19 protein-coding genes are annotated in these 21,839 nt (G+C 70.4%); 8 read left to right on the forward strand and 11 right to left on the reverse strand.

The annotated features are described in order from the left end of the window. Nucleotides 1–65 precede the first annotated feature (65 nt). Genes ACOZ90_RS04190 through ACOZ90_RS04200 form a run of 3 tightly spaced genes read left to right on the forward strand, consistent with a single transcriptional unit; the run spans nucleotide 66 to nucleotide 2,272 of the window. Entirely contained in the window at nucleotides 66–590 is a 525-nt protein-coding gene (locus tag ACOZ90_RS04190) for a fasciclin domain-containing protein (protein ID WP_422892373.1), read from the forward strand. Between the two features lie 30 nt (nucleotides 591–620). Beyond that, nucleotides 621–848, forward strand: a complete 228-nt coding sequence (locus ACOZ90_RS04195) for a DUF378 domain-containing protein (protein ID WP_422892374.1) — start codon at nucleotides 621–623, stop codon at nucleotides 846–848. 2 nt (nucleotides 849–850) lie between these two features. Then, on the forward strand, nucleotides 851–2,272 hold the full coding sequence (locus ACOZ90_RS04200) for a cryptochrome/photolyase family protein (RefSeq protein ID WP_422892426.1): 1,422 nt from the start codon (nucleotides 851–853) through the stop codon (nucleotides 2,270–2,272). A 43-nt stretch (nucleotides 2,273–2,315) separates the two neighbouring features. Here ACOZ90_RS04200 and ACOZ90_RS04205 read toward each other — a convergent pair whose 3' ends face one another. The 3 genes from ACOZ90_RS04205 to ACOZ90_RS04215 form a co-directional block, all read right to left on the reverse strand. Next, nucleotides 2,316–3,041 (reverse strand): hypothetical protein, encoded by a 726-nt coding sequence (locus tag ACOZ90_RS04205; RefSeq protein ID WP_422892375.1) that lies wholly within the window; start codon nucleotides 3,039–3,041, stop codon nucleotides 2,316–2,318. 179 nt (nucleotides 3,042–3,220) lie between these two features. Continuing rightward, entirely contained in the window at nucleotides 3,221–4,543 is a 1,323-nt protein-coding gene (locus ACOZ90_RS04210) for a ferredoxin reductase family protein (RefSeq protein ID WP_422892376.1), read from the reverse strand. Then, complete coding sequence (locus ACOZ90_RS04215) at nucleotides 4,540–5,460, reverse strand: cytochrome c oxidase assembly protein (protein ID WP_422892377.1); 921 nt, start codon at nucleotides 5,458–5,460, stop codon at nucleotides 4,540–4,542. The genes ACOZ90_RS04210 and ACOZ90_RS04215 overlap by 4 nt, the downstream gene beginning before the upstream one ends. 173 nt (nucleotides 5,461–5,633) lie before the next feature. Between ACOZ90_RS04215 and ACOZ90_RS04220 the strand changes: the two genes are divergently transcribed. After that, nucleotides 5,634–6,134: a CopD family protein gene (locus ACOZ90_RS04220; RefSeq protein WP_422892378.1), complete on the forward strand. Its 501-nt coding sequence runs from the start codon at nucleotides 5,634–5,636 to the stop codon at nucleotides 6,132–6,134. Nucleotides 6,135–6,340: 206 nt separating this feature from the next. Here ACOZ90_RS04220 and ACOZ90_RS04225 read toward each other — a convergent pair whose 3' ends face one another. The 4 genes from ACOZ90_RS04225 to coxB are packed head-to-tail and all read right to left on the reverse strand — an operon-like array spanning nucleotide 6,341 to nucleotide 10,587. Beyond that, complete coding sequence (locus tag ACOZ90_RS04225) at nucleotides 6,341–6,874, reverse strand: DUF2231 domain-containing protein (RefSeq protein ID WP_422892379.1); 534 nt, start codon at nucleotides 6,872–6,874, stop codon at nucleotides 6,341–6,343. A 7-nt stretch (nucleotides 6,875–6,881) separates the two neighbouring features. After that, on the reverse strand, nucleotides 6,882–7,280 hold the full coding sequence (locus ACOZ90_RS04230; RefSeq protein WP_422892380.1) for a hypothetical protein: 399 nt from the start codon (nucleotides 7,278–7,280) through the stop codon (nucleotides 6,882–6,884). Next, on the reverse strand, nucleotides 7,280–9,826 hold the full coding sequence (gene ctaD, locus ACOZ90_RS04235) for a cytochrome c oxidase subunit I (RefSeq protein WP_422892381.1): 2,547 nt from the start codon (nucleotides 9,824–9,826) through the stop codon (nucleotides 7,280–7,282). Before ctaD ends, ACOZ90_RS04230 begins: the two co-directional genes overlap by 1 nt. Beyond that, nucleotides 9,823–10,587, reverse strand: coding sequence for a cytochrome c oxidase subunit II (coxB, locus tag ACOZ90_RS04240; protein ID WP_422892382.1), 765 nt, complete (start codon nucleotides 10,585–10,587; stop codon nucleotides 9,823–9,825). Before coxB ends, ctaD begins: the two co-directional genes overlap by 4 nt. 94 nt (nucleotides 10,588–10,681) lie before the next feature. Between coxB and ACOZ90_RS04245 the strand changes: the two genes are divergently transcribed. Continuing rightward, complete coding sequence (locus tag ACOZ90_RS04245) at nucleotides 10,682–11,821, forward strand: AI-2E family transporter (RefSeq protein ID WP_422892383.1); 1,140 nt, start codon at nucleotides 10,682–10,684, stop codon at nucleotides 11,819–11,821. Between the two features lie 388 nt (nucleotides 11,822–12,209). Here the strand turns inward: ACOZ90_RS04245 and ACOZ90_RS04250 are convergent, their stop codons facing one another. After that, a complete protein-coding gene (locus ACOZ90_RS04250) occupies nucleotides 12,210–14,456 on the reverse strand; it encodes a S9 family peptidase (protein WP_422892384.1) in 2,247 nt (748 codons plus the stop codon). An 89-nt stretch (nucleotides 14,457–14,545) separates the two neighbouring features. Between ACOZ90_RS04250 and ACOZ90_RS04255 the strand changes: the two genes are divergently transcribed. Then, the gene (locus tag ACOZ90_RS04255) at nucleotides 14,546–15,073 is read left to right on the forward strand and encodes a hypothetical protein (RefSeq protein WP_422892385.1); all 528 of its coding nucleotides are present in this window, start codon (nucleotides 14,546–14,548) and stop codon (nucleotides 15,071–15,073) included. 97 nt (nucleotides 15,074–15,170) lie between these two features. On the opposite strand, the gene ACOZ90_RS04260 is transcribed toward ACOZ90_RS04255, so the two are convergent. Then, on the reverse strand, nucleotides 15,171–15,857 hold the full coding sequence (locus tag ACOZ90_RS04260; RefSeq protein ID WP_422892386.1) for a glutathione binding-like protein: 687 nt from the start codon (nucleotides 15,855–15,857) through the stop codon (nucleotides 15,171–15,173). A gap of 228 nt (nucleotides 15,858–16,085) precedes the next feature. On the opposite strand from ACOZ90_RS04260, the gene ACOZ90_RS04265 reads away from it, so the two are divergent. Then, complete coding sequence (locus ACOZ90_RS04265; protein WP_422892387.1) at nucleotides 16,086–19,070, forward strand: bifunctional diguanylate cyclase/phosphodiesterase; 2,985 nt, start codon at nucleotides 16,086–16,088, stop codon at nucleotides 19,068–19,070. A gap of 29 nt (nucleotides 19,071–19,099) precedes the next feature. Next, nucleotides 19,100–21,295, forward strand: a complete 2,196-nt coding sequence (uvrD, locus tag ACOZ90_RS04270; protein ID WP_422892388.1) for a DNA helicase II — start codon at nucleotides 19,100–19,102, stop codon at nucleotides 21,293–21,295. 33 nt (nucleotides 21,296–21,328) lie between these two features. Here uvrD and ACOZ90_RS04275 read toward each other — a convergent pair whose 3' ends face one another. Both ACOZ90_RS04275 and ACOZ90_RS04280 read right to left on the reverse strand, forming a co-directional pair. Continuing rightward, nucleotides 21,329–21,574 carry a hypothetical protein gene (locus ACOZ90_RS04275; RefSeq protein ID WP_422892389.1) on the reverse strand — a complete coding sequence of 82 codons (246 nt, stop codon included), beginning with the start codon at nucleotides 21,572–21,574 and terminating at the stop codon, nucleotides 21,329–21,331. Nucleotides 21,575–21,586: 12 nt separating this feature from the next. Further along, entirely contained in the window at nucleotides 21,587–21,763 is a 177-nt protein-coding gene (locus ACOZ90_RS04280; RefSeq protein WP_422892390.1) for a hypothetical protein, read from the reverse strand. Nucleotides 21,764–21,839 lie beyond the last annotated feature (76 nt).

The raw sequence follows: 21,839 nt of genomic DNA on the forward strand, positions 1-21,839 counted from the left end.
AATGCGTAACGATCGCGGGCGCAGACTGCAGGCTCATTCCAGATGCAACATCCAGGAGCTCCGCCATGATCCGTCACTCCCCCCTCCGTCCGCTGGCCCTGGCCCTGGTGCTCGGCCTGTCCGCGCCGCTCGCCTTCGCCCATGACCATGGGCCCGCCGGTGCCACAGTCGCCGCGGGCGCCGACATCGTCGACACCGCGGTAGCGGCTGGCCAGTTCAACACCCTGGCTGCCGCGCTCGAGGCCGCCGGCCTGGTCGACACCTTGAAGGGCGACGGCCCGTTCACGGTGTTCGCCCCCACCGACGCCGCCTTCGCGGCGCTGCCCGCCGGCACCGTCGAGGATCTGCTGCGACCGGAGAACCGGGACCAGCTGGTCGCCGTGCTCACCTACCACGTCGTCCCCGGCGAATACCCCGCGGCCAGCGTGGTGGGCATGGACAGCGCCACGACCGTCAATGGCGGGCAGCTCGAGATCGGCGCCAGCGGCGACGGCGTGACCGTCAGCGGTGCGCGGGTGGTGACGGCGGACGTGGAGGCCAGCAACGGCGTCATCCACGTCATCGACAAGGTTTTGATCCCGGGCGGCTGATGCCGCCCCCAACGTACAATGGAGACAACCATGAAGATCGTCAACATCGTGACCCTCGCGCTGGTGATCATCGGCGGCATCAACTGGGGCCTGGTGGGCGCGGCCCAGTTCGACTTGGTCGCAGCCATCTTCGGCGGCCAGGACGCCATGCTGGCAAGGCTGGTGTACGTGCTGGTCGGCCTGTCGGCCCTGTGGCAGATCATGCCGCTGGTGCGCGCCGGCAGCGCCGGTGAAGTGCGGGCGCAGTCCGCCCGTTGAGCATGGGCACCGCGCTGGTCTGGTTCCGCAACGATCTGCGGCTGCGGGACCAGCCCGCGCTGCAGGCCGCGCTGCGGGCCGGGCTGGCGCCGCTGCCGGTCTACATCCACTCCCCCGGCGAGGAGGGTGCCTGGGCGCCCGGTGCCGCTTCCAATGCCTGGCGGCACCGGGCCCTTGCGATGCTGGACGCGGACCTGAGGGCGCGCGGCTCGCGCCTGCATGTGTTCAGCGGCGACACGACGGCCATCCTGCACACGGTGGCGCGACACGTTGGCGCGCAGGCGGTGTACTGGAACCGGCGCCACGAGCCGGACATCGAGGCGCGGGACGACCGCCTGCGCCGCGAGCTGCTGGCCTCCGGCGTGCGCGCCGAGGCATGGAACGGCTCGCTGCTGTTCGAGCCCTGGCAGCTGGCCACGCGCCAGGGCGACCCGTTCCGGGTGTTCACCCCGTTCTGGAAAGCGGCGCAGGCCGCGTGGAAACTCCAACCCCTGCTACCCGCCCCGGAGCGGCTGCCGGGCTTCGATGCCATTGCCGGCGAGGTGGCCCTGGATGCGCTGGGCCTGCAGCCCGCGCCGCGCTGGGATTCCGCGTTCTGGGACGGTTGGGCCCCGGGCGAAGCGGGCGCACAGGCGCAGCTCCAAGCGTTCATGGCAGGCGGCTTGCCCGGCTATGCGCAAGGCCGCGACCTTCCCGGCGAACAGCTGACCTCCCGGCTGTCCCCCTACCTGCATTTCGGGCACATCACCCCCTGGCGGGTGATCCACGCGCTTGGTGACCACGCGCCCGCGCAGCGGGAGGCGTTCGTGCGCGAGCTGGGCTGGCGGGAGTTCGCCCACCACGTCCTGCACCACTTCCCCCAGACCCCGCAGGCGAACTTCAACGCCCGCTTCGAGAACTTCCAGTGGCGCGAACCCGAACAGGGCGAGCTGGAGGCCTGGCAACGTGGCCGCACCGGCGTGCCGATCGTGGATGCCGGCATGCGCGAGCTGTGGACCACCGGCTGGATGCACAACCGGGTGCGCATGATCGTGGCCAGCTTCCTCACGAAGAACCTGCGCCTGCACTGGCTGCACGGCGCGCGCTGGTTCTGGGACACGCTGGTCGATGCCGACCTGGCCAACAACACGCTGGGATGGCAGTGGAGCGCCGGGACCGGGGTGGACGCCGCGCCCTACTTCCGCATCTTCAATCCGGTCCTGCAGGCGCGCCGCTTTGATCCCGAAGGCGCCTACATCGCGCGCTGGGTGCCGGAGCTGCGCGCGCTGCCGGCGGCGCTGCGCCATGCCCCATGGGAAGCCCGGCCCATCGAACGCGCCGGCCTCGCGGACTACCCGGAGCGGCCCATGGTGGATCTTGCGGACAGCCGCCGCGCGGCGCTGGATGCATTCGCCCGGCTGAAGACACGCACGCGTCCGTCCTGAAGCACGCCCGCGCCCCTCGTGAACCCATCCGGCACCTGCTCCCTCAGGACCGGCGCATGCGCAGCCACACCGTCTGCACCACAAGCACCACCCCGATCGCCGCCGCGATCCACGCCGCAGTGGACGAACCGGGCAGCTCGGATCCTGACTGGCGCAGGTACACCGCCACCAGCCCCCACAGCGCCGCCGCCGCGTACGCCCAGTTGCCGCGCATGGCGTGGTTCAGGCCCAGCAGCAGGGCTCCGGCCAGCACGAACAGCACCGCGCTCCAGCCGAGCATGGCGTCCGTGGGCAGCCATTCGTAGGCCACGATCGTCTGCGCCAGGTTGAGGAAGGCCGCCAGCGACAGCCAGCCGGCGTGCAGCGACAGCGCCAGCCACGACCAGGCGTTGCCGCGGCTGCGCGAGAGCACCAGCGCGCTCCACGCCAGGCAGCCCAGGGCGCCGAAGATCACCAGCAGGCACAGCCAGAACAGCTCCTGCGAGAACAGCGGCATCCAGATCGCGGTGAGGAAGAAGCCGGCGGCGGTCGCCGGCGCGATCCGGCCCAACACGCGGTCCTGCCTGCGCCGGCCGGTCAGCTGCAGCACCCCATGGACGATGTCCAGGACGAAGATCAGGCTCCAGATCGAGAAGGCATAGCCGGCCGCGACCAGCAGGGTGGGGTAGCGGTCGGAGATCGTGCCCTGGTCGGGCCCGAACGCGCCGGTCTGCGACAGCCAGGCCACCACCGGCGTGGCCAGCGCCAGCAGCAGGACGAGGATTCTCATGCGGTGCTCCATGGATTGGCCCGCCAGGCGCGGGCAGCCAAGCGTGGCAGCGCGGCTGGCGAGCGGATGTGAATACGCCTCAGCGCAGCCACGCCGCCGCCAGGGCGAGCAGGACCAGCAGCACGGCCACCAGGTTGCCGGCGTTGCGGGCGTAGCGGTGCATCATCGCGCGGCCTCCTTCAGACCATGTCGAAGCGTTCGCAGTACAGGTTCTTCGCCGGCACGCCCATGCGTGACAGCGCAGGCTCCAGCGCGTCGGCCATCGGCTCGGGGCCGCACAGGTAGCAGGGCAGGTGGGCAATGCCCCTGGGCAGGCAGCGGCGCAGCATCGCCTCGTCCACCTTGCCCGACTCGCCGTCCCAGTCGTCCGGGGGTTCGTCCAGCACGTGCATCACCGTCAAGGGCAACGCGTGCTCCAGCTCCTCCAGTTCCTCGCGGAACAGGATGCTGTCGAAGTCCCCGCTTGCGTGCACCAGCCACAGCGGTTCGCGCGCGCCCCGATCGCGGGCCGTGCGCAGCATGCTCATCACCGGCGTGATCCCGACCCCGCCGGTGATGAACACCGCGCCATCCGGGCATTGGCCTGGCTGCCAGGTGAACACCCCGTACGGGCCTTCCAGCCACGCGCACCCGCCCGCCCCGGTGTCCTCCAGGGTGGAAGTGAAATCACCCAGCGCCTTGACCGTGAACTCCACCGCGCCGTCCTCATCGGCGCTGGAGGTCATCGAGAACGGATGCTGCTGCATCGTCCACGGCGAATCGCCCAGGCTCAGCCAGGCGAACTGGCCGGGCCGGAACGCCATGCCGGCGTGCCCGCGTGGCAGCAGCCGCAGCGTCCAGCTGTCGTCGCGTCCGCCGCGCACTTCCGCCACCCGCCACGGCCGCCGCCGCATCCGCCACGGCCGGCGCAGCCGCGTCTCCACCATCAGGTACAGCGCGCCGCCCACCGCCGCCACGAGCAGCGCCTTCTTCCACAGCGGCCCGGTGTAGTGATCGACCATCAGCGCATGGCCCAGCCCCAGCGTCACGATCGCCAGCGCCAGCGCCCCGTGCAGCAGCCGCCAGCGCTCGTACGACAGCCCGAACGCCAGCCGCCAAAGCGAAGACACGACCAGCGCCGTCGCCGCCAGCAGCACAAACCAGAGCGACAGCGCCCGCAGCAGCTCGTCGCGCGGATCCAGGTAGGTGAGGAAAGACGAGTCCGCCAGCAGCAGCGTCAGCGGATGGGCCAGCACCAGCACCAGCGCGAACAGCCCCGTCTGCCGGTGGAACCGCAGCAGGTCGTCCTGCCCCAGCCCGCGCGCAAACCAGCGCTGCCGCCCCGACGTCACCGCCTGCGCCGAAAGCACGCCCAGCGCCAGCAGCCCGAACATCACCCCGGTTTCCACCCCGCGCGCCCGCAGCTCCGGCGTCGGCCCCGCCAGCGCGATCGCCATCGGCACCAGCGCCAGCACCATGTAGGCCAGCATCCACAGCGAAAACCGCAGCCAGCCCAGGTTCATGGCGCCCCGCCCGCCGCCGCGCCGCCGTGCTGCCGCCGCAGCCGCTCGAACCCGTGCACCAGCAGCCACAGCCCGCCGGCCAAGTAGGGCAGGCAGCTGGGCACCCACATCAGCAGCCCCGCCAGCTGCTGGTCGGCCAGCGGATCCAGCCCCAGCAGCGGCGCGCGCAGCGCATAGGCCGGGTACAGGATCCGCGGCGCGAACGTCAGCAGCGCCCCGGTGAAGCCCATCACCACCGTCACCGTCACCAGCGCCACCAGCGCAGGCGCGACGCCCGCCTCCGGCTCCCGGATCCTTCGCCACACCGCGATCCAGAACCACATCCCCGCCAGCGCGAACGCCGCGTGCATCGCCAGGTGCAGCAGCGGATCGGCCAGCGCCACCGCGATTGCCGCCGGCACGTGCCACACCACCAGCACCCCCGCGTGCGCCACCGTCGCCAGACCCAGCCGGTCGGCCAGCCATCCGTGCACCGGCGCCGCCCACGCATGCAGCCGCTGCGACCAGCCCCGCGGCAGCGCATGCGCAATCCCCGCCAGGGGCCTTCCGGCCAGCAGCAGCGGCGGCGCCACCGCCAGCAGCAGCATGTGCTGGCCCACGTGCGCCGCCAGCGACCATCCCGCATAGGCATCGATCGGCCACGCCGTGGCCAGGAAAAACACCAGCGCTCCCGCCAGCAACGCCCCCGCCGCGGCCACGGGAATCCCGCGTCCCACCCCCGCCTGCCGCCACAGCCGCGCCACCCCGGCCACGTACAGCACCAACAGCACCAGCGGCCCCAGCAGCAGCGGCGACAGCGTCCACGCCTGCCACAGCGCGGGCGGCGCGTCCCCGGCAAAACACGCCGCGGCCGTGATCCGCGGCAGCGCCTGCGCCTCCGGCGCAAGCGCCAGCAGTCCGGCAATCGCGATGGGCACCGTCCTCCGCATATCCCGCATCCTGACTGCGCCCCCGGCAACGCCGCGTGCACAGCATCCGCGACATCATCTCCTCGGGCGATGCCGGCCGGCGGCGTCAGTTTCTCCCGCAACGACCCATGGATGCCCGTTCGCAGCCATGCCGGCACACTTCCGACGGGAGCGTGGAACCCATGTACTTCTGGCTCAAGGTCATCCACATCGGCGCCATGGCAGTCTGGTTCACCGGCCTGTTCTTCCTCCCGCGCCTGTTCGTCGCCCACCACCGCGACGAAATCGACGCCGACCGCGCCTACCTCAACCCCGCCGCCAACTTCCTCTACTTCCGCATCGCCACCCCCGCCGCCCTCGTCACCACCGTCGCCGGCATGATCCTCATGGCCTGGAACCCCGACGGCGCCTGGCTGGTCATGAAGCTCGCGGTCGTCGCCATCGCCGTCTTCATCCACCTCTACCTGGGCATGTCCCTGTACCAGCTCGGCCAGGGCAACGACCGCCACGGCCCCTGGTTCTACCGAACCCTGGGCTGGCTCCCCCTCGCCCTCATCCTCGCCATCGCCGCCCTCACCGGCGCCAAGCCCCACACCGCCGCCAACCTCCCAGCCCCACCCCAGGCACTCCTGGAAAACGAAGGCCAACTCCCACCGCAAGAGCCGCCCTCACCGTTGCGGTGAGCCGCGCCCCCAGCAGTCCGCGCCCCCGAAGCCCACGCTCCGGAAGCCCGCGTCCCAACCCACGAAACCCCCAACCCACGAAACCCCACACCCACGAAACCCCACACCCACGAAGCCCCACACCCACGAAGCCCCACACCCACGAAGCCCCACACCCACGAAACCCACACCCACGAAACCCACACCCCCACACCCCACACCAAACCTCACGGCCCAGGCAAATCATCCTCCCCGGGATCATCCCCCGCCTTCGTATGCCCATACACCCCGATCCCATGCTGGAAACTCAGCGACCCCCCCAGCCACCCGGCAACCATCACCACCCCCACCATCACCCCCCCCTGCACCAGACCCCACGGCCAGACCGCCGCCGCCGGATCCGGCCAGCGCAGCCACACCCCCAGCGCCGCCAGCGCCAGCGCCATCACCGCCACCAGGAAATGGCTCCACGCCGACACATGCCGCCGCGCCACCCGCACCAGGATCAGATCCAGCGTCCCCACGATTCCCGCCACCACCCCCAGCCCCAGCCCCGCGATGTTCAACCACAGCCCCACCCGCGCCCAGAACGGATCCGAAAACAGCAGGTAGGCCACGTCCACCAGCGGCACCGAAGACAAAAAAGCGATCGGGAACGTCACCAGCATCGGATGGATCGGATGCTTCGCAATCGCCATCACGCTCTCCACCGCGGGAGCGCGATCCCTGGCCACGGGTTGCTTGAGTCCCTTCTCTTCCATCATCTCCTCACGCACACGGCGGCAGCAGCAGCACCGGCAGCGCCGTGAAACAGGTCGCGATGAACGCCACCACCGACACCAGCGCCGTCAGCATCGCCATGAAATGACGCCGGCGGGCCGCGGCCGCCACCGGCGTATCCGCACCCTTCGCCGCGCGCACCTCGAACCTCGCCAGCCGCCGGCACCGCAGCGCCCGCACCCCCTGCCAGGCGATCAGCGCCAGCGCCAGCACCGTCGCCAGCAGCAGCCACCAGCTGACCATCTCCAGCCCCGCCGCCCGCCCGCGCTGCCAGTCCTCGCCACAGGCCAGCCCCTGCATGATGTACACCGCCAGGAAATGCGCCGCCCACGCCGCCAGCGGCATCGCCATCCCGGTCAGTCGCCACGGGCCGATCCGCTCCAGCATCAGCTCATCCTCGGAAACAGGTGGATCACCGCCCAGGTGATCACCCCCTGGGCCACTGTGTAGCGCCACAGCGCCGCCGCCACCCGCGCCTCCAGCGGCCGCGCCGCGCTGACGTAGCCATGGCGAAGCCGCGCCGCCACGAACAGCGACGCCAGCACCGCCACCGCCACGTGCACCAGGTGGAAGCCGGCCAGCGTCCACACCACCGACGCATACGCATGCACCTGCGGCGCGCCCACCGGCCCGGCCAGCGCCAGCCAGTGGAACACGATGAAGCCGGTGCCCAGCACCGCGGCCGCCAGCCACGCCAGGCCATTGCGCCCCGCGGAGTCACGGCCCGTCGGCAGCGCCCGCCACGCCCACCGTGCCGCCACCGCGCATCCACCCAGCAGCCCCAGCGCCACCAGCGGCATTCCCAACCCGCCGATCCCGATGCCCGCAGGCGGCCACGCCGGCGTCCCCAGCCACAGGTAGAAATACGCAAACACCAGCGACGCAAACAGCGCCCCGTCGATCAGCAGCGACACCACCAGCGCCCACCACCCGGGCGCATTGCGCGCCGCGTACTGGGTCGGCAGCACCAGCCCCGGCTTCGCCTCCACCTCCAGCGGCGCCTGCCGGTGCCCGGTCGTCCACGCCCACACCCCGAACAGCGCCAGCAGCGGCACCACCATCAGCGCTGCGCCCAGGTAGAACTTGGCGATGAAGCACGCCAGCAGCGCCGACAGCACCAGCGCCGCCAGCAGCGGGATCCAGGTCGAAGTCGACACCCGGATCACCTGCTCCGGCCGCGCGGACAGGATCCCCGTGCCCAGCAGCTCGCGCCGCCCGTCGCCCGGCTTGCCCAGCAACCCGTCGGCGCGGTCGGTGGCCTCGTCCGTCTCCGGCCGATCCCACAGCGGATAGCGGCAGGCCACCTCCGGCACCGAGGCGAAGTTGAACTGCGGCACCGGGAACGGCACCGCCCACTCCAGCGTCCCCGCCTTCCACGGATTGCGCGCCGCGCGCCGGCCCGAGCGCAGGCTGATGACCACGTCGATCGCAATGGCCACCATCCCCACCGCCAGCACGAACCCGGCCGCTGTGGAGAACAGGTTCAGCCACTGCACCTTCAGCTCCTCCGGATAGGTGTACACCCGCCGCGGCATGCCCAGCAGCCCGGTCAGGTGCATCGGCAGGAAGGTCAGGTTGAAGCCCAGGAACACCATCCAGAACGCCGTGCGCGACAGGCTCTCCGACGGCATCCGCCCGGTCGCCAGCGGCAGCCAGTAATACAGCGCCGCGAACAGCGGGAACATCATCCCGCCGATCAGCACGTAGTGCAGGTGCGCGACCACGAAGTGGGTGTCGTGCACCTGCCAGTCCAGCGGCACCATCGCCAGCATCACCCCGGTCAGCCCGCCGGGGATGAAGATGAAGAAGAACCCGAACAGGTACAGCATCGGTATCCGCAGCCACGGCTTGCCCGACCACAGCGTGGCGATCCACGCGAATACCTGGATCCCCATCGGGATCGCCACCGCCATGCTCGCCGCGCTGAAGAACGCCAGCGCCAGCAGCGGTATGCCCACCGTGTACATGTGGTGCACCCACAGCCCGAAGCTCAGGAATCCCACCGATACGAACGCCAGCACGATCCAGGTGTAGCCCACGATCGGCCTGCGCGCGAAAGTCGAGATCACCATCGACACCATGCCCGCCGCCGGCAGGAAGATGATGTATACCTCCGGATGCCCGAACAGCCAGAACAGGTGCTGCCACAGCAGCGGATCGCCGCCGCGGGCCACCTCGAAGAAGGCGAAATCGAACGCGCGCTGGATCTCCAGCAGGATCGACGCCAGGATCAGCGGCGGGAACCCGAACGCGATCATGAACGCCGTCACCAGCATCGCCCAGGCAAACAGCGGCATCCGCCGCAGATCCATGCCCGGCGCGCGGCAGATCAGCACCGCCACGATCAGTTCGATCGCCGCCAGCACCGCCGCGATCTCGGCGAACGTCACCCCGATCAGCCAGAAGTCCGCGCCCAGCCCCGGCGAGTAGGTGCTGTCGCTCAGCGGTACGTACATGAACCAGCCACCGTCCGGCGCCGCGTCGAACAGGAAGCTCGAATACAGGAACAGCCCGCCGAACAGATAGCACCAGTACCCGAACGCCGAGAGCCGCGGGAACGGCAGGTCGCGCGAGCCCAGCATCTTGGGCAGCAGGTACATCGCGAAGCCTTCCAGGATCGGCACCGCGAACAGGAACATCATCGTCGTGCCGTGCATGGTCACGAACTGGTTGAACCGCGCCGGATCCAGCACCTGCACGTCGAACCACGCCAGCTGCAGGCGGATGAACATGCCCAGCAGCCCGCCTACCAGCAGGAACGCGAAACCGGTGACGATGAAGCGCATCGCGATGGTGCCGTGGTTCACCGCCCTCAGCTGGCCGGCGATGCCCGGCTCGTTGCCCCAGATCCGGTGCAGCTCCTCCAGCCGGGCCGCGTTCTCCATCGGGTCGATGGGGCCGGGCGTGGCGGGCGCTTGCGTCGTGGTGCTCATGTCCCGGCCCCCGCAGGCTGCGTGCCCGCCGCGTCCACCGCGTTCGCGCGCAGCCACGCCTCCCAGTCGCCTGCATCCAGCACCTGCACCTGGAAGTGCATGCGCGCGTGCAGCAGCCCGCAGAACTCCGCGCACTGGCCGCCGATCGGGGTGCCGCCGCCGTCGTGGTCGGCGCGCAGACGCAGCGTGTTCACGCGCCCGGGGATCGCATCCATCTTGCCGCCCAGGCGCGGGATCCAGAAGCTGTGGATCACATCCTCGCTGGTGATGCGGAACTCCACCATCCGCGCCAGCGGCATCGCCAGCACGTCGCGGCTGGCCGCCACCGCGTTGCCATCATCGTCCAGGTAGCGGAATTCCCAGAACCACTGCCGGGCGGTCACCTCCACCACCGCCGCCGGCTGCTCGCCAAGCCCGGTCAGGCGCGCGCTGTCCAGCGTGCCCCATGCCAGCAGCGCGCCCAGCACCACCGTGGGCAGCACCAGCCCGCCGCCGATGATCAGCCGCTGCGGCCTGGCCAGCGCGCGCTTGTTCTGCCCGCGCAGCAGGGCGATGAGCAGGAACGCCAGCACCAGCCCCCAGATCACCACCGCGCCGGTGAACATCACCCACCAGATCTCCGAGATCCGCTGCGCCGACGGCCCGGCCGGATCCAGCATCGAGCGCGGCCCCGCGCACCCGGCCAGCAGCAGCGCGGCCGCGGGCAGGGCGGCGGCACGCACGCGCAGCAGGGATGGGCGGTGACGCCTGGTGTCGGTCATCGCTCGGCCGATGGCCAGCAGGGGTGTCTGCGCACGTTAGCCACGCCCGCGGCCAGCGCATGTGAATGCGTCCGCGCCGTGCGAACATTCCCCCATGGATCAGACCACGCCCGAATCCCACCGCGATCCCGCCAGGCCCGCCCCGCTGCCCCCGCAGGCGCGCCAGGCGCTGGTGCACGGCCGCCTGCAGGCCATCGTCTACGGCGCGCTGCTGGCGGTGATCATCGGCTGGGTGCTCTACATCGGCCGGCCGGTGTTCGTGCCCATGGTGTTCGGCGTGATCGTGGCCTACATCATCATCGGCCTCTCGCGCGGGCTGCGGCGCCTGCCCACCGTGGGCCGCTGGCTGCCGCCGTGGCTGTGCTACGCGGCCTCCATCGCCGCCATCCTGGGCACCATCACCGCCGGCGTGCTGCTGGTGGTCAACAACATCGGCCGGGTGGTGCAGCTGGTGCCCGAATACGAGCAGTCCCTGCTGCAGATGATCCAGCGCGGCGCCGAGTTCCTGAACATCGAGACCGCGCCCACCTGGCGGGCCCTGCGCGACCAGGTGCTCGAACAGATCAGCACCCAGGCCATCATCGGCTCCACCGTGGTCTCGGTCACCGCCATCGTCGCCACCCTGGTGGTGGTGCTGCTGTACGTCACCTTCCTGCTGGTGGAAAAGCGGGTGTTCCCGGAGAAGCTGCGCAAGCTGTCGGAGGATCCGGACGACGTCTCGCGGGTGAAGCAGGTACTCGACAACATCAGCACGCGGGTGGGCCAGTACCTGGCGCTCAAGACCCTGGTCAGCGTGGTGCTGGGCGCGATCAGCTGGGTGATCATGGCCGCCTTCGGGGTCGAGTTCGCCGGCTTCTGGGCGGTGCTGATCACGGTGCTCAACTTCGTGCCCTACATCGGCTCGTTTCTGGGCGTGCTGTTCCCGGTGGCGTGGGCGATCGTGCAGTTCGGCGACTGGAGCACGGTGATCACGCTGTTGATCCTGTTGACCAGCGCGCAGTTCGTGATCGGCAATTTCCTGGACCCGTGGCTGCTGGGCAATTCGCTCAACCTCAGCCCGTTCGTGATCCTGGCCAGCCTCACCATCTGGGGCAGCCTGTGGGGCATCCCCGGCGCCTTCCTCGCCGTCCCCATCACCTCGGTGCTGGGCATCGTGCTCTCCGAGTTCCGGGGCACAAGACCCATTGCCGTCCTCATGTCCCGAGGTGGCCAGCTCCACGGACGCTCCGCATAAACGGGGAATTCCCCTTTTATTCACGCTCTTCTCCAACAGGCGCGTTAATACGACGCGGGGCCCCGGCCGGCGGTGCCCTTCAGGCTCCATGTCCCCCGGCGTCGGCCTGCGGCCGCCACCTCCTCCTTTACTTACGCCTGAAGGGCACCCCCGCCCGGTGCTTGGGCCTGTGTGGCAGCGGAGCCGAAAGCGAAGCAGCCGGATCGCAGCTTCCGCAAGCCGAGCCCCGCTGTGGTCGGGAGGCCTTTGCGCGTAAGTAAAGGAGGAGGCCGGAGCCGCAGGCGCAGGCCGGGGGACATGGAGCGCAAAGGCCTGCCGGCCGCGGCGGGGCCCCTCAGCTCACGGCGAGCTAAGCGAAGAAGCAACCCCGGACCCGGGAGAAGCGCCTTTATTCGGCCGTATGCCCCAGGCAGCGGTTGAAGAAGGACTCGCTCAGTCGGTAGCGGTGCAGGGCGTCCGCGCCACGCAGGCCGTGCTTGGCGCCGGGGTAGGTCATCAGCTCGAACGCCGTGCCCGCCTGCTGCAGCTGGCTCATCAGCTGGGTCGCGTTGGAGAACAGCACGTTGTCGTCCGCCATCCCGTGGATCAGCAGCAGGCTGCCCGGGCGGATGTTGTCGGCGTGCGTGAACACGCTGGCCTCGCGGTAGCCCTCCGGGTTGTCCTGCGGCGTGTGCATGTAGCGCTCGGTGTAGTGGGTGTCATACAGCGCCCAGTCCGCCACCGGTGCCCCGGAGATCCCGCAGGCGTAGTGGTCCGGCGCCTTGGCCAGCAGCATCAGGGTCATGTAGCCGCCGTTCGACCAGCCGTGCACGCCGATCCGCGCCGGATCCACCCACGGCTGTCCGCGCAGCCACTCCACGCCGCGCACCTGGTCTTCCACCTCTACCGTGCCCTGGCGGCGGTACAGCGCGCCCACGAACTCCGCCCCGCGCCCCGGCGTGCCGCGGTTGTCGATCGAAAACACCACGTAGCCGCGCTGGGCCAGGTACTGGTTGAACAGCGCATCCCCGCGCGAAGCCCAGGCGTTGGTCACCGTGCGCCCCACCGGCCCGCCGTACACGTGCACCACCACCGGGTACTTGCGCGCCGGGTCGAAGTCCTTCGGCCTGGTCAGGCTGTAGTACAGCGTGCTGCGCCCGTCCGCCGCGGTCATGGTGCCGAACTCCACCGGCAGGTGGGCGTCGATGAAGCCGGCGTACGGATGTTCCGGGTCGGCCGGGTCGTTCTCGATCAGGTCGGCGACATGGCTGCCGTCGGCGCGGAACAGCTGCACCTGAGGCAGCCTCGTCGCGCTCGACCAGCTGTCCACGTACACGCTGGCGTTGCGGGCGAAGCTGCCCGCATGCGTGCCCGGCTCGCGCGAAAGCCGCACCACCTCGCCGCCGGCCAGCGGCACCGCGTTGATATGCATCTCCAGCGGCGCGTCCGGGCTGGCCGCGAAATAGACCAGTCCCGCGTCCTCGTCCACCGCCAGCAGCGACGCCACCGGCCACTCGCCCGAGGTCAGCGCCCGCATCCCGCTGCCGTCCTCTTCGGCCACGTACAGGTGCTGGTAGCCGCTGCGCTCCGAACTCCACAGGATCCGTCCGTCGCGCAGGAAGCGCAGGCTGTTGTGCAGCGGCACCCAGGTATCGGCGGTCTCGGTGACCAGCACCCGCTGCGCGCCCGAATCCAGCGCCGTTTCAATCAGCTCCAGGGTCTGCTGGTCGCGCGACTGGCGCTGGAACGTCAGCCGCCCGGGCCCGCGCCAGTCCACCCGCGCCAGGTAAATGTCGGTGTCCTCGCCCAGGTCGATCCACCGCGGCTGCGCGCCCGCGCGCGGCGCGATCACGCCCAGCTGCACCAGCACGTTGGGATCGCCGGCAAACGGATAGCGCTGCTCGATCACCTCGGTGCGATCCGGATACACCTCGTAGCGGCGATGGATCGACACCGGCGACTCGTCGATCCGCGCAAACGCGATCGCCGAATCATCCGGCGCCCACCAGTAGCCGGTATGGCGGTCCATTTCCTCATCGGCCACGAACTCGGCCACGCCGTTGCCGATCACCTCCGACGCGTCGTGGGTGAGCCGCACCTCCTCGCCGCTGCCCAGGTCGATCACCCACAGGTCGCGCTCGCGGATGAAGCTCACGTAGCCGCCCTGCGGCGACAGCTTGGGATCGGTGGCGAAGCCGCCGCCGTCAGTCAGCTTGCGCACCGCGTCGGCGCCTTCAGCAGCCAGGTCATACAGGTACAGCTCCCCACCCAGCGGGAACAGCAGCCGGCGCGCGTCCGGCGCCCACTGGTAATCCACGATCCCGCTCAGCCCGGCGATGCGCTGGCGCTCGCGCCGCGCCTTCTCCTCGTCGCTCAGCGCCTCCTCGCCCGGCAGCACCACCGACGAGTCCACCAGCATCCGGGTCTGCCCGCTTTCGATGTGGTACTCCCACAGGTCCAGCCGGTTGCGGTCCTCGTCGCGCCCGCGCAGGAAGGTCACCCGCGAGCCGTCCGGCGCCACCTGCGGGCGCATCAGCGTCGGCCCGGCCAGCGGCGCGTCGCCGGTGATGGCTTCCAAAGTCAGGCGGCCGTCGTCGGCCGAGGCGGGGAAAATGAGTGCGGTCATGAGGGCGGTTGCATACAGGAACAGGCGCATTGGATCTCCGGTGCGGTGGGAGCCGGATGGCAACGCCAAGTCTAGCCGAGCCGCTGCGACGGTCCGCCCTCGCCGTACGTACACTTGGGTTGGCGATCAGGAAGGAGTGGGAGATGGAAGGAGCTGGTACACGGTCCCGTCAGAGCGTCGCGGCCCGTGCCGGTACGGCCCTGGCGTGCGCGCTGCTGCTGTTTGCCGCCACCGCCGTGCAGGCGCAGCAGCGCGGTGCGCTGCCTGCCGATGCCGACGTCCCGCCGCCCGGCTACGCCCACGTGCTGCCGATGCGGCCCCAGGCGCGGATGCTCGCGGATGGTGAGACCTGCGAACTCATCGCCGGCATCCTCACCTCTGACGGTGAGCTCCTGCAGGGCGGCGTTGCGCTGTACCGCGACAGCAAGCGCGGCCGGCACCCGTTCATGCGAGTGACCACGCGCGAGGACGGTCTCATCGTCGCCCACTTCAAGGCCAAGCCGAACGATGTGGTGGTCGGCAGGCCCTACTGGTGGGATATGCGGGACATGAGTAACCGCCAGGGACCACGCGTCAGCACGCTGTGCCGGTCCGGCTCGGTGTCCCTTGGCGAGCCCCACCGCATACCTCCCGGAAGGACCCGGTAGGAGCGCGCCTGAGAGGGCGATGCGTGGCCCCGCGGCGAACGCGGGATTGCGTGATGCGCGGGTAAGACGGTATCTACGGGCTGCCATGGCGCATCCGTCATTTTCCGAAGAGGTGCTTTTTCTGCTCTTCGGTCATGGGCTTGCCGAGGTCGGGGTTGACCTGCTTGCCGAGGGCGAGCGCCTTTGCCGTCGCCGGCCGGGCGGCGATCGCCTCCTGCCAGCGCACCACGTTGGGGTAGGGCGCCATGTCGAGGGGGGCGCTGTCGTAGGCGTTGATCCACGGGTACGCCGCCATGTCGGCAATCGAATACTCCGCACCGGCGAGGAAATCGCGCCCCTGCAGCCGCGTGTCCAGCACCTTCAGCAGCCGGTTCACCTCCTTCGTGTAGCGCTCGATGGCGTAGGGGATCTTCTCCGGCGCGTACACGTTGAAGTGCCCGTACTGGCCGGTCATCGGCCCGAGCCCGGCCATCTGCCAGAACAGCCACTCCAGCGCCTCGATCCGCGCGCGCGCATCGGCCGGCAGGAACTTCCCGGTCTTCTCCGCCAGGTACAGCAGGATCGCGCCGGACTCGAACACGCTTTGCGGCCCGCCGCCGTGCGCCGGCGCGTGGTCGACGATCGCCGGCATCTTGTTGTTGGGCGAAATCTCCAGGAACGCCGGCTCGAACTGGTCGCCGTTGCCGATGTTCACCGGCTTCACCGAGTACTCCAGCCCCGCCTCTTCAAGGAACAGGGTGACCTTGTGGCCGTTGGGGGTGGGCCAGTAGTGGAAATCGATCATGGGGGTGTCTCCGGCTGACGGGAAGAACCGAGTGTAGGCGCGGCATCCGCCCGGCGGCGTCTACGGCGGGCAACGGATCGTCCCACCCGCCGGCCCCCGCGCGGCCCGGTAGCGCCCGGCCGCCCTTGCCGCTACGCTGCGGGAAACCTTCAGCTGGGGCCAGCCCGTCGCCACGCCGCCCGCCGCTTCATCCCGGCCTTGCCCGCCGGCAGCCACGGGGCATGCCGTATGAGCGGCACCGCGCCGGTCGCGTCGGACGGCACGGCATCCCGTCGCCGACGGGCCTGGCTGGCGGGCATCATGCTGTTCCTGGGGCTCGTGACCGCGGCCGTGCTGGTGGCATGGAACGACCTGAAGGTGCGCCAGGCCGCCGGCGAGCGCTACGTGCAGGCGCTGGCCGACAGCCACGCGCGCGAGGTCAGCCACGAGCTCACCGGGGTGGAGGCGGACTTCCGCGCGCTGGCCGACGGGCTGGCCACCATCATCGATGCCGCGCCCGACGCGATCCCGCTGCTCATCGAAGACGCCCTGGCCGGCATTGCCCGGCGCCATCCCGCCCTTGCCGGCCTGCGGGTGGTGCCCGCCGCCCCGGACTTCGCGACCGCGGGCAGCGGCGCGGTGCGCCGCCTCCAGCTGGGCCTGCCGGCCCCCGATGCCCGGGACGTGTGGCGCCTGCCGGTGACCATGATGCTTTCGGCGCCGGACAGCGTCGACAGCCTCTGGCTGCGCGCCGAGCTGGACGTGGATGTGTTCAGCGCCGTGCTGCGGGTGCACGACGTGGGCGACTACGGCGTGGCCTCGGTTTTCGGCCAGGACGGCACCCTGCTCGCGCGCTCGGACACCGGCACCCGGCATGCGGGCCTGTCGGCGTCGGAATCGCCGGCCATCGTCGCGGCGCGCAGCGCCCAGGGCGGCGTGCTGCAGTCGCGCAGTCGCATGGATGGCGTGACCCGCGTGGTCGGCTACCGGGTCGTGGAGGGCCGGCCGCTGGTGGCCACGGTGGGCATTCCCTCGGCGGTGCTCCATGCCGGCTGGTGGGCCTTCGTTGCTTCGCTGGGGCTGGGCGGGTTCCTGCTCATGACCGCATGGGGATCCGGTCTGTATTTCCTGCGCCGGGCCGGCCAGCGCGAGAGCGACGTGCGCCGATCGCTCATGGCCAGCGAACATGCCGTGGGCAGCCTGCGCGAGCGCGTCCGCGATGCCGAAGCGCAGTACCGCTTCCTCTACGAACAGCACCCCCTGCCGGCCGCCGTCTATGACAGCGAAGACCTGGTGATGCTGGAGGTCAACGCCGCCGCCGAAGCCCAGTACGGCTACCCGCGCGAGCAGTTCCTCGGCATGGCCGTGCGCGACCTGCTGGCCGATGGCGTCACCGAGGACGAGGTGCGCGAAGAGGTCCGCAACCATCCGGAAGCCTACGGCCGCCGTGTCTGGCCGCACCGGCGCGCGGATGGCAGCGTGTTCAGCGCGCTGGTGTTCGCGCGCGACATTGCCTCCTTCGATGGCCGTCCCGCACGCCTGCTGCTGGCCCTGGACGTGACCGAGCAGATCCGCGCCGAGGCCGACCTGCGCCTGCTGCGGCGCGCGGTCGAGGCGAGCCGGGAAGGCGTGTTCATCGTCGATGTCGCGCAGCAGAAGCTGGTCTACGGGAACGCCGCGTTCTCCAGCCTGTGCGGGCTCGACCCCAGCCAGGGAGTGTCGGTGGCCCAGGCGGCGGTGGACACCATCGCCGACGAGGACGTCAGGAAGGTCCTGCGCAACGCGCTGGAGCGTGGCGAAGGGATTTCCGTGGAGGTGGCGGGGCCGCGGGCGCTGGACGGGGAGCACTGGCGGGAGATCCGGCTCGCCCCGGTGCGCAACGATGGCGCCCAGGTCACCCACTTCGTGGGCATCGTCACCGACATCACCGCCCGCCGCCAGGCCGCCCGCGAGATGGCCTGGCGCGCCAGCCACGACGCGGTGACCGGCCTGGCCAACCGCGGCGTACTGATCGAAGCCATCGACGCCGCCATCGCATCGGGTGACGGGCGCTCGATTTCCGTATGCCACGTCAACCTGGATCACTTCAAGCTGATCAATGACAGCCTGGGCCACAGCGTGGGCGACGAACTGCTGGTGATCCAGGCTCGGCGGCTGGAAGCCGCCGCCGCGGGCGACCTGGTGGCCCGCCTGGGCGGCGACGAGTTCGGCATCCTGCTGCGCGGCGTCGCCGACGACCAGATGTCCCGGCGCGCCGAAGCCCTGCGCGCGGCGCTGTCGCAGCCGCTCCGGGTGCGCGGCATCGAATTGCTGGTGACGGGCAGCCTCGGCCACGCCCGCCATCCGGCCGATGGCGATACCGGCCAGCGCCTGCTGCGCGCTGCCAGCCGCGCCGGCGACCAGGCCAAGCGCAGCGGCCGCAACCGCAGCGTGGCCTACGAGCCCGCGTTCAACCCGCGCTCGGCCGAGCGCCTGCTGCTGGTGCAGGAGCTGCACCGGGCGCTGCAGGCGCAGCAGTTCGTGCTGGAGTTCCAGCCCAAGTTCGACGCCCGTGAACGGCCCACCGGCGTAGAGGCGCTGGTGCGCTGGCAGCATCCCGAGCGCGGCCTGCTCGGGCCGGGGGAGTTCATGGAGGCCTGCGAGGATTCGGGGCTGGTGGTGCCGCTTGGCCAATGGGTGCTGGAAGAGGCCGCGCGCCGCTGGCGCGAGCTGGATGCGCTGGGCCACGGGGGCCTGCGCATGGCCGTCAACGTCTCCGCGCTGCAGGTGCGCGGGGGCCTGGTGGGCGAGGTGAGCGCGGTGATGGAGCGCTATCACCTGCCGCCGGGCGCGCTGGAACTGGAGCTCACCGAGAGTGTGCTGCTGAACAACCCCGCCACCGCCTCGGGCATCATGCGGGCGCTGAGCGAGCTGGGCGCCACCATCGCCATCGACGACTTCGGCACCGGCTACTCCAGCCTGGCCTACCTGCAGCACCTGTCCCTGCAGCGGCTCAAGCTCGACCGGTCCTTCGTCCGCGACCTGGAGTCCAGCGCCGACGCCCAGGCCATCTGCTCGGCCATCCTGGGCATGGCCCGGGCCCTGGGCCTGTCGGTCACCGCCGAAGGCGTGGAAACCCGCCCCCAGCAGGACTGGCTGCGCGCCCGCGGCTGCGACGAATTCCAGGGTTTCCTGCTCGCCCGTCCGGTGCCCTTCGAAGAACTCCTCAAGCGCCTCTCCACCGATCCCGCCTGAGCCAGGCCGCGCGCCGATACAATGGCGCAATGGATGTTTCGCACCTGATCGACGGCCTCAACGCCGACCAGCGGCAGGCCGTCTCCGCCGAGCCCGGGCACTACCTGGTGCTGGCCGGCGCCGGCTCCGGCAAGACCCGCGTGCTGACCCAGCGCATCGCCTGGCTCACCGAAGTGCACGGGGTGCCGGCGCACGGCATCTTCGCGGTCACCTTCACCAACAAGGCCGCCGCCGAGATGCGCCAGCGCACCAGCGCGCTGCTCGAATCCAGCCCGGCCGGCGGCAGCACCCGCGGCATGTGGATCGGCACCTTCCACGGCCTGGCCCACCGCCTGCTGCGCCTGCACTGGCAGGACGCGAAGCTGCCCGAGGGCTTCCAGATCCTGGATTCGGACGACCAGCAGCGCCTGGTCAAGCGCGTCGTCCAGCAGCTGGAGCTGGACGAGGCCCGCTTCCCGCCGCGCCAGATCGCCTGGTGGATCAACGCCCAGAAGGACGAAGGCCGCCGCCCGCAGCACATCCAGGCCGGCCAGGACGAATGGTCCAACGCCATGCACCGCGCCTACGCGCTCTACCAGGAGCGCTGCGACCGGGCGGGGCTGGTGGATTTCGCCGAACTGCTGCTGCGCGCCCACGAGCTGCTGCGCGACAACGCGCCGCTGCTGGCCCACTACCGCCAGCGCTTCGGCCAGATCCTGGTGGACGAGTTCCAGGACACCAACGCCATCCAGTACGCCTTCATCCGCGTGCTGGCCGGAGACACTGGCCAGGTGTTCGTGGTCGGCGACGACGACCAGGCCATTTACGGCTGGCGCGGCGCCAAGGTCGAGAACGTGCAGAAGTTCCTCAAGGACTTCCCCCGCGCGCAGACCATCCGCCTGGAGCAGAACTACCGCTCCAGCGCCAACATCCTGGACGCGGCCAACGCCGTCATCGCCCACAACCCCGATCGCCTGGGCAAGCGCCTGTGGACGGACAGCGGGCAGGGCGAGCCGGTGGACCTGTACGCCGCCTACAACGAGATCGACGAGGCGCGCTTCGTGGTCGAGCGCATCGGCCAGTGGGTGCGCGACGGCGGCAGCCACGGTGACTGCGCGGTGCTGTACCGCTCCAACGCCCAGTCGCGGGCGCTGGAAGAGCAGCTGCTGGCCGAAGAGGTTCCCTACCGCGTCTACGGCGGCGTGCGCTTCTTCGAGCGCGCCGAGATCAAGGACGCGCTGGCCTACATGCGCCTGATCGCCAACCGCGGCGACGACGCCGCCTTCGAGCGCGCGGTCAACACGCCCACGCGCGGCATCGGCGGGCGCACCCTGGACGCGGTGCGCCAGACCGCCCGCAGCGCCGGGCTGTCGCTGTGGGACGCCTCGCAGCGCTGCAGCCAGGACGCAAGCCTCGCCGGCCGCGCCCGCAACGCCCTGGCCGGCTTCCACGCCCTCATCGACGACCTGGCCAACGAGGTCGAGGCGATGCCGCTGCAGGAGAAGATCGAACACGTCCTGGGCCGCTCCGGCCTGCGCGAGTTCTGGGCCCGTGAAAGCCGCGGCGCGCTGGATTCCGAATCGCGCATCGACAACCTCGACGAACTGGTCTCGGTCGCCTCGCGCTTCAACCGCGGCGACGACGAGGAGTCCGAAGGCCTGACCGAGCTGGTCGCCTTCCTCGCCTACGCCGCGCTGGAGGCCGGCGAAGGCCAGGCCCAGGCCGGCGAGGACGGGGTGCAGCTGATGACCCTGCACAGCGCCAAGGGCCTGGAGTTCCCGCTGGTGTTCCTGGTCGGCATGGAGGAGGGCCTGTTCCCCAACCAGCGCTCGGTGGAGGAGCAGGGCAGGCTGGAGGAGGAGCGGCGCCTGGCCTACGTCGGCATCACCCGCGCGCGGGAAAAGCTGGTGCTCGCCTACGCCGAATCCCGCCGGCTGCACGGCCAGGACATGTTCGGCGTGCCGTCGCGGTTCCTGCGCGAGATTCCCGCCGAGCTGCTGCACGAAGTGCGCCCCAAGGTCGGCGTCTCACGCCCCGCCTTCGGCTCCGCCCCGCGCCGCAACCGCGGCCACGCCGTCGTTGACGACAGCGCCGGCTTCAGCCTCGGCCAGAACGTCAGCCACGCCAAGTTCGGCGCCGGCGTCATCACCGACATCGAAGGCTCCGGCGCCCACGCCCGCGTCCAGGTCAACTTCGACGACGCCGGCAGCAAATGGCTCGTCCTCGCCTACGCCAACCTCAAATAGCGCGCTCCTACAAAAGGCGGGTCTTGCGGACGGTCAGGGACGGATCTTGAAGCCGGGGTTCTCGTTGAGGCTGCCGTCGGGCTCGATCACCACCCACTTCTCCCCGTTGCGGTCGAACGCCACCGGGATCGGATCCAGGAACATCGGCCTGCGCACGAACCGCAGCGTCCAGCCGAACTGCTCCAGCGTGTGAAGCGCCTCCAGCTGCGCCGGCCCGAGACCCTCGCGCAGTGCCGCCGGATCGTCCGGCGCCCCGCGTCGTCGTTCCTTTCCGTACATGCTGCCGCCTGCTCAGTCCACCGGATCCTTCTGCCGCGTGCGCGACACGCCGCCGATGATCCCGATGCCCAGCAGCACCACCGCACCCACGATGATCCAGTGCGTCGCCAGCCCGGCCAGGGTGGCCCCGTAGGCCAGCCCGCCGATCACCACCAGCATTCCCACCAGGTAAAGCGCAAAAGACGACATCGGAAATCTCCCATTCAGGTCCGCGCCAATCCTATGCAGCCCACCGTGATCACCACATGACATCCATCCGCGCCCC

Origin of the sequence: Luteimonas dalianensis (assembly GCF_049339425.1) — a bacterium.
Taxonomy (GTDB): domain Bacteria; phylum Pseudomonadota; class Gammaproteobacteria; order Xanthomonadales; family Xanthomonadaceae; genus Luteimonas; species Luteimonas dalianensis.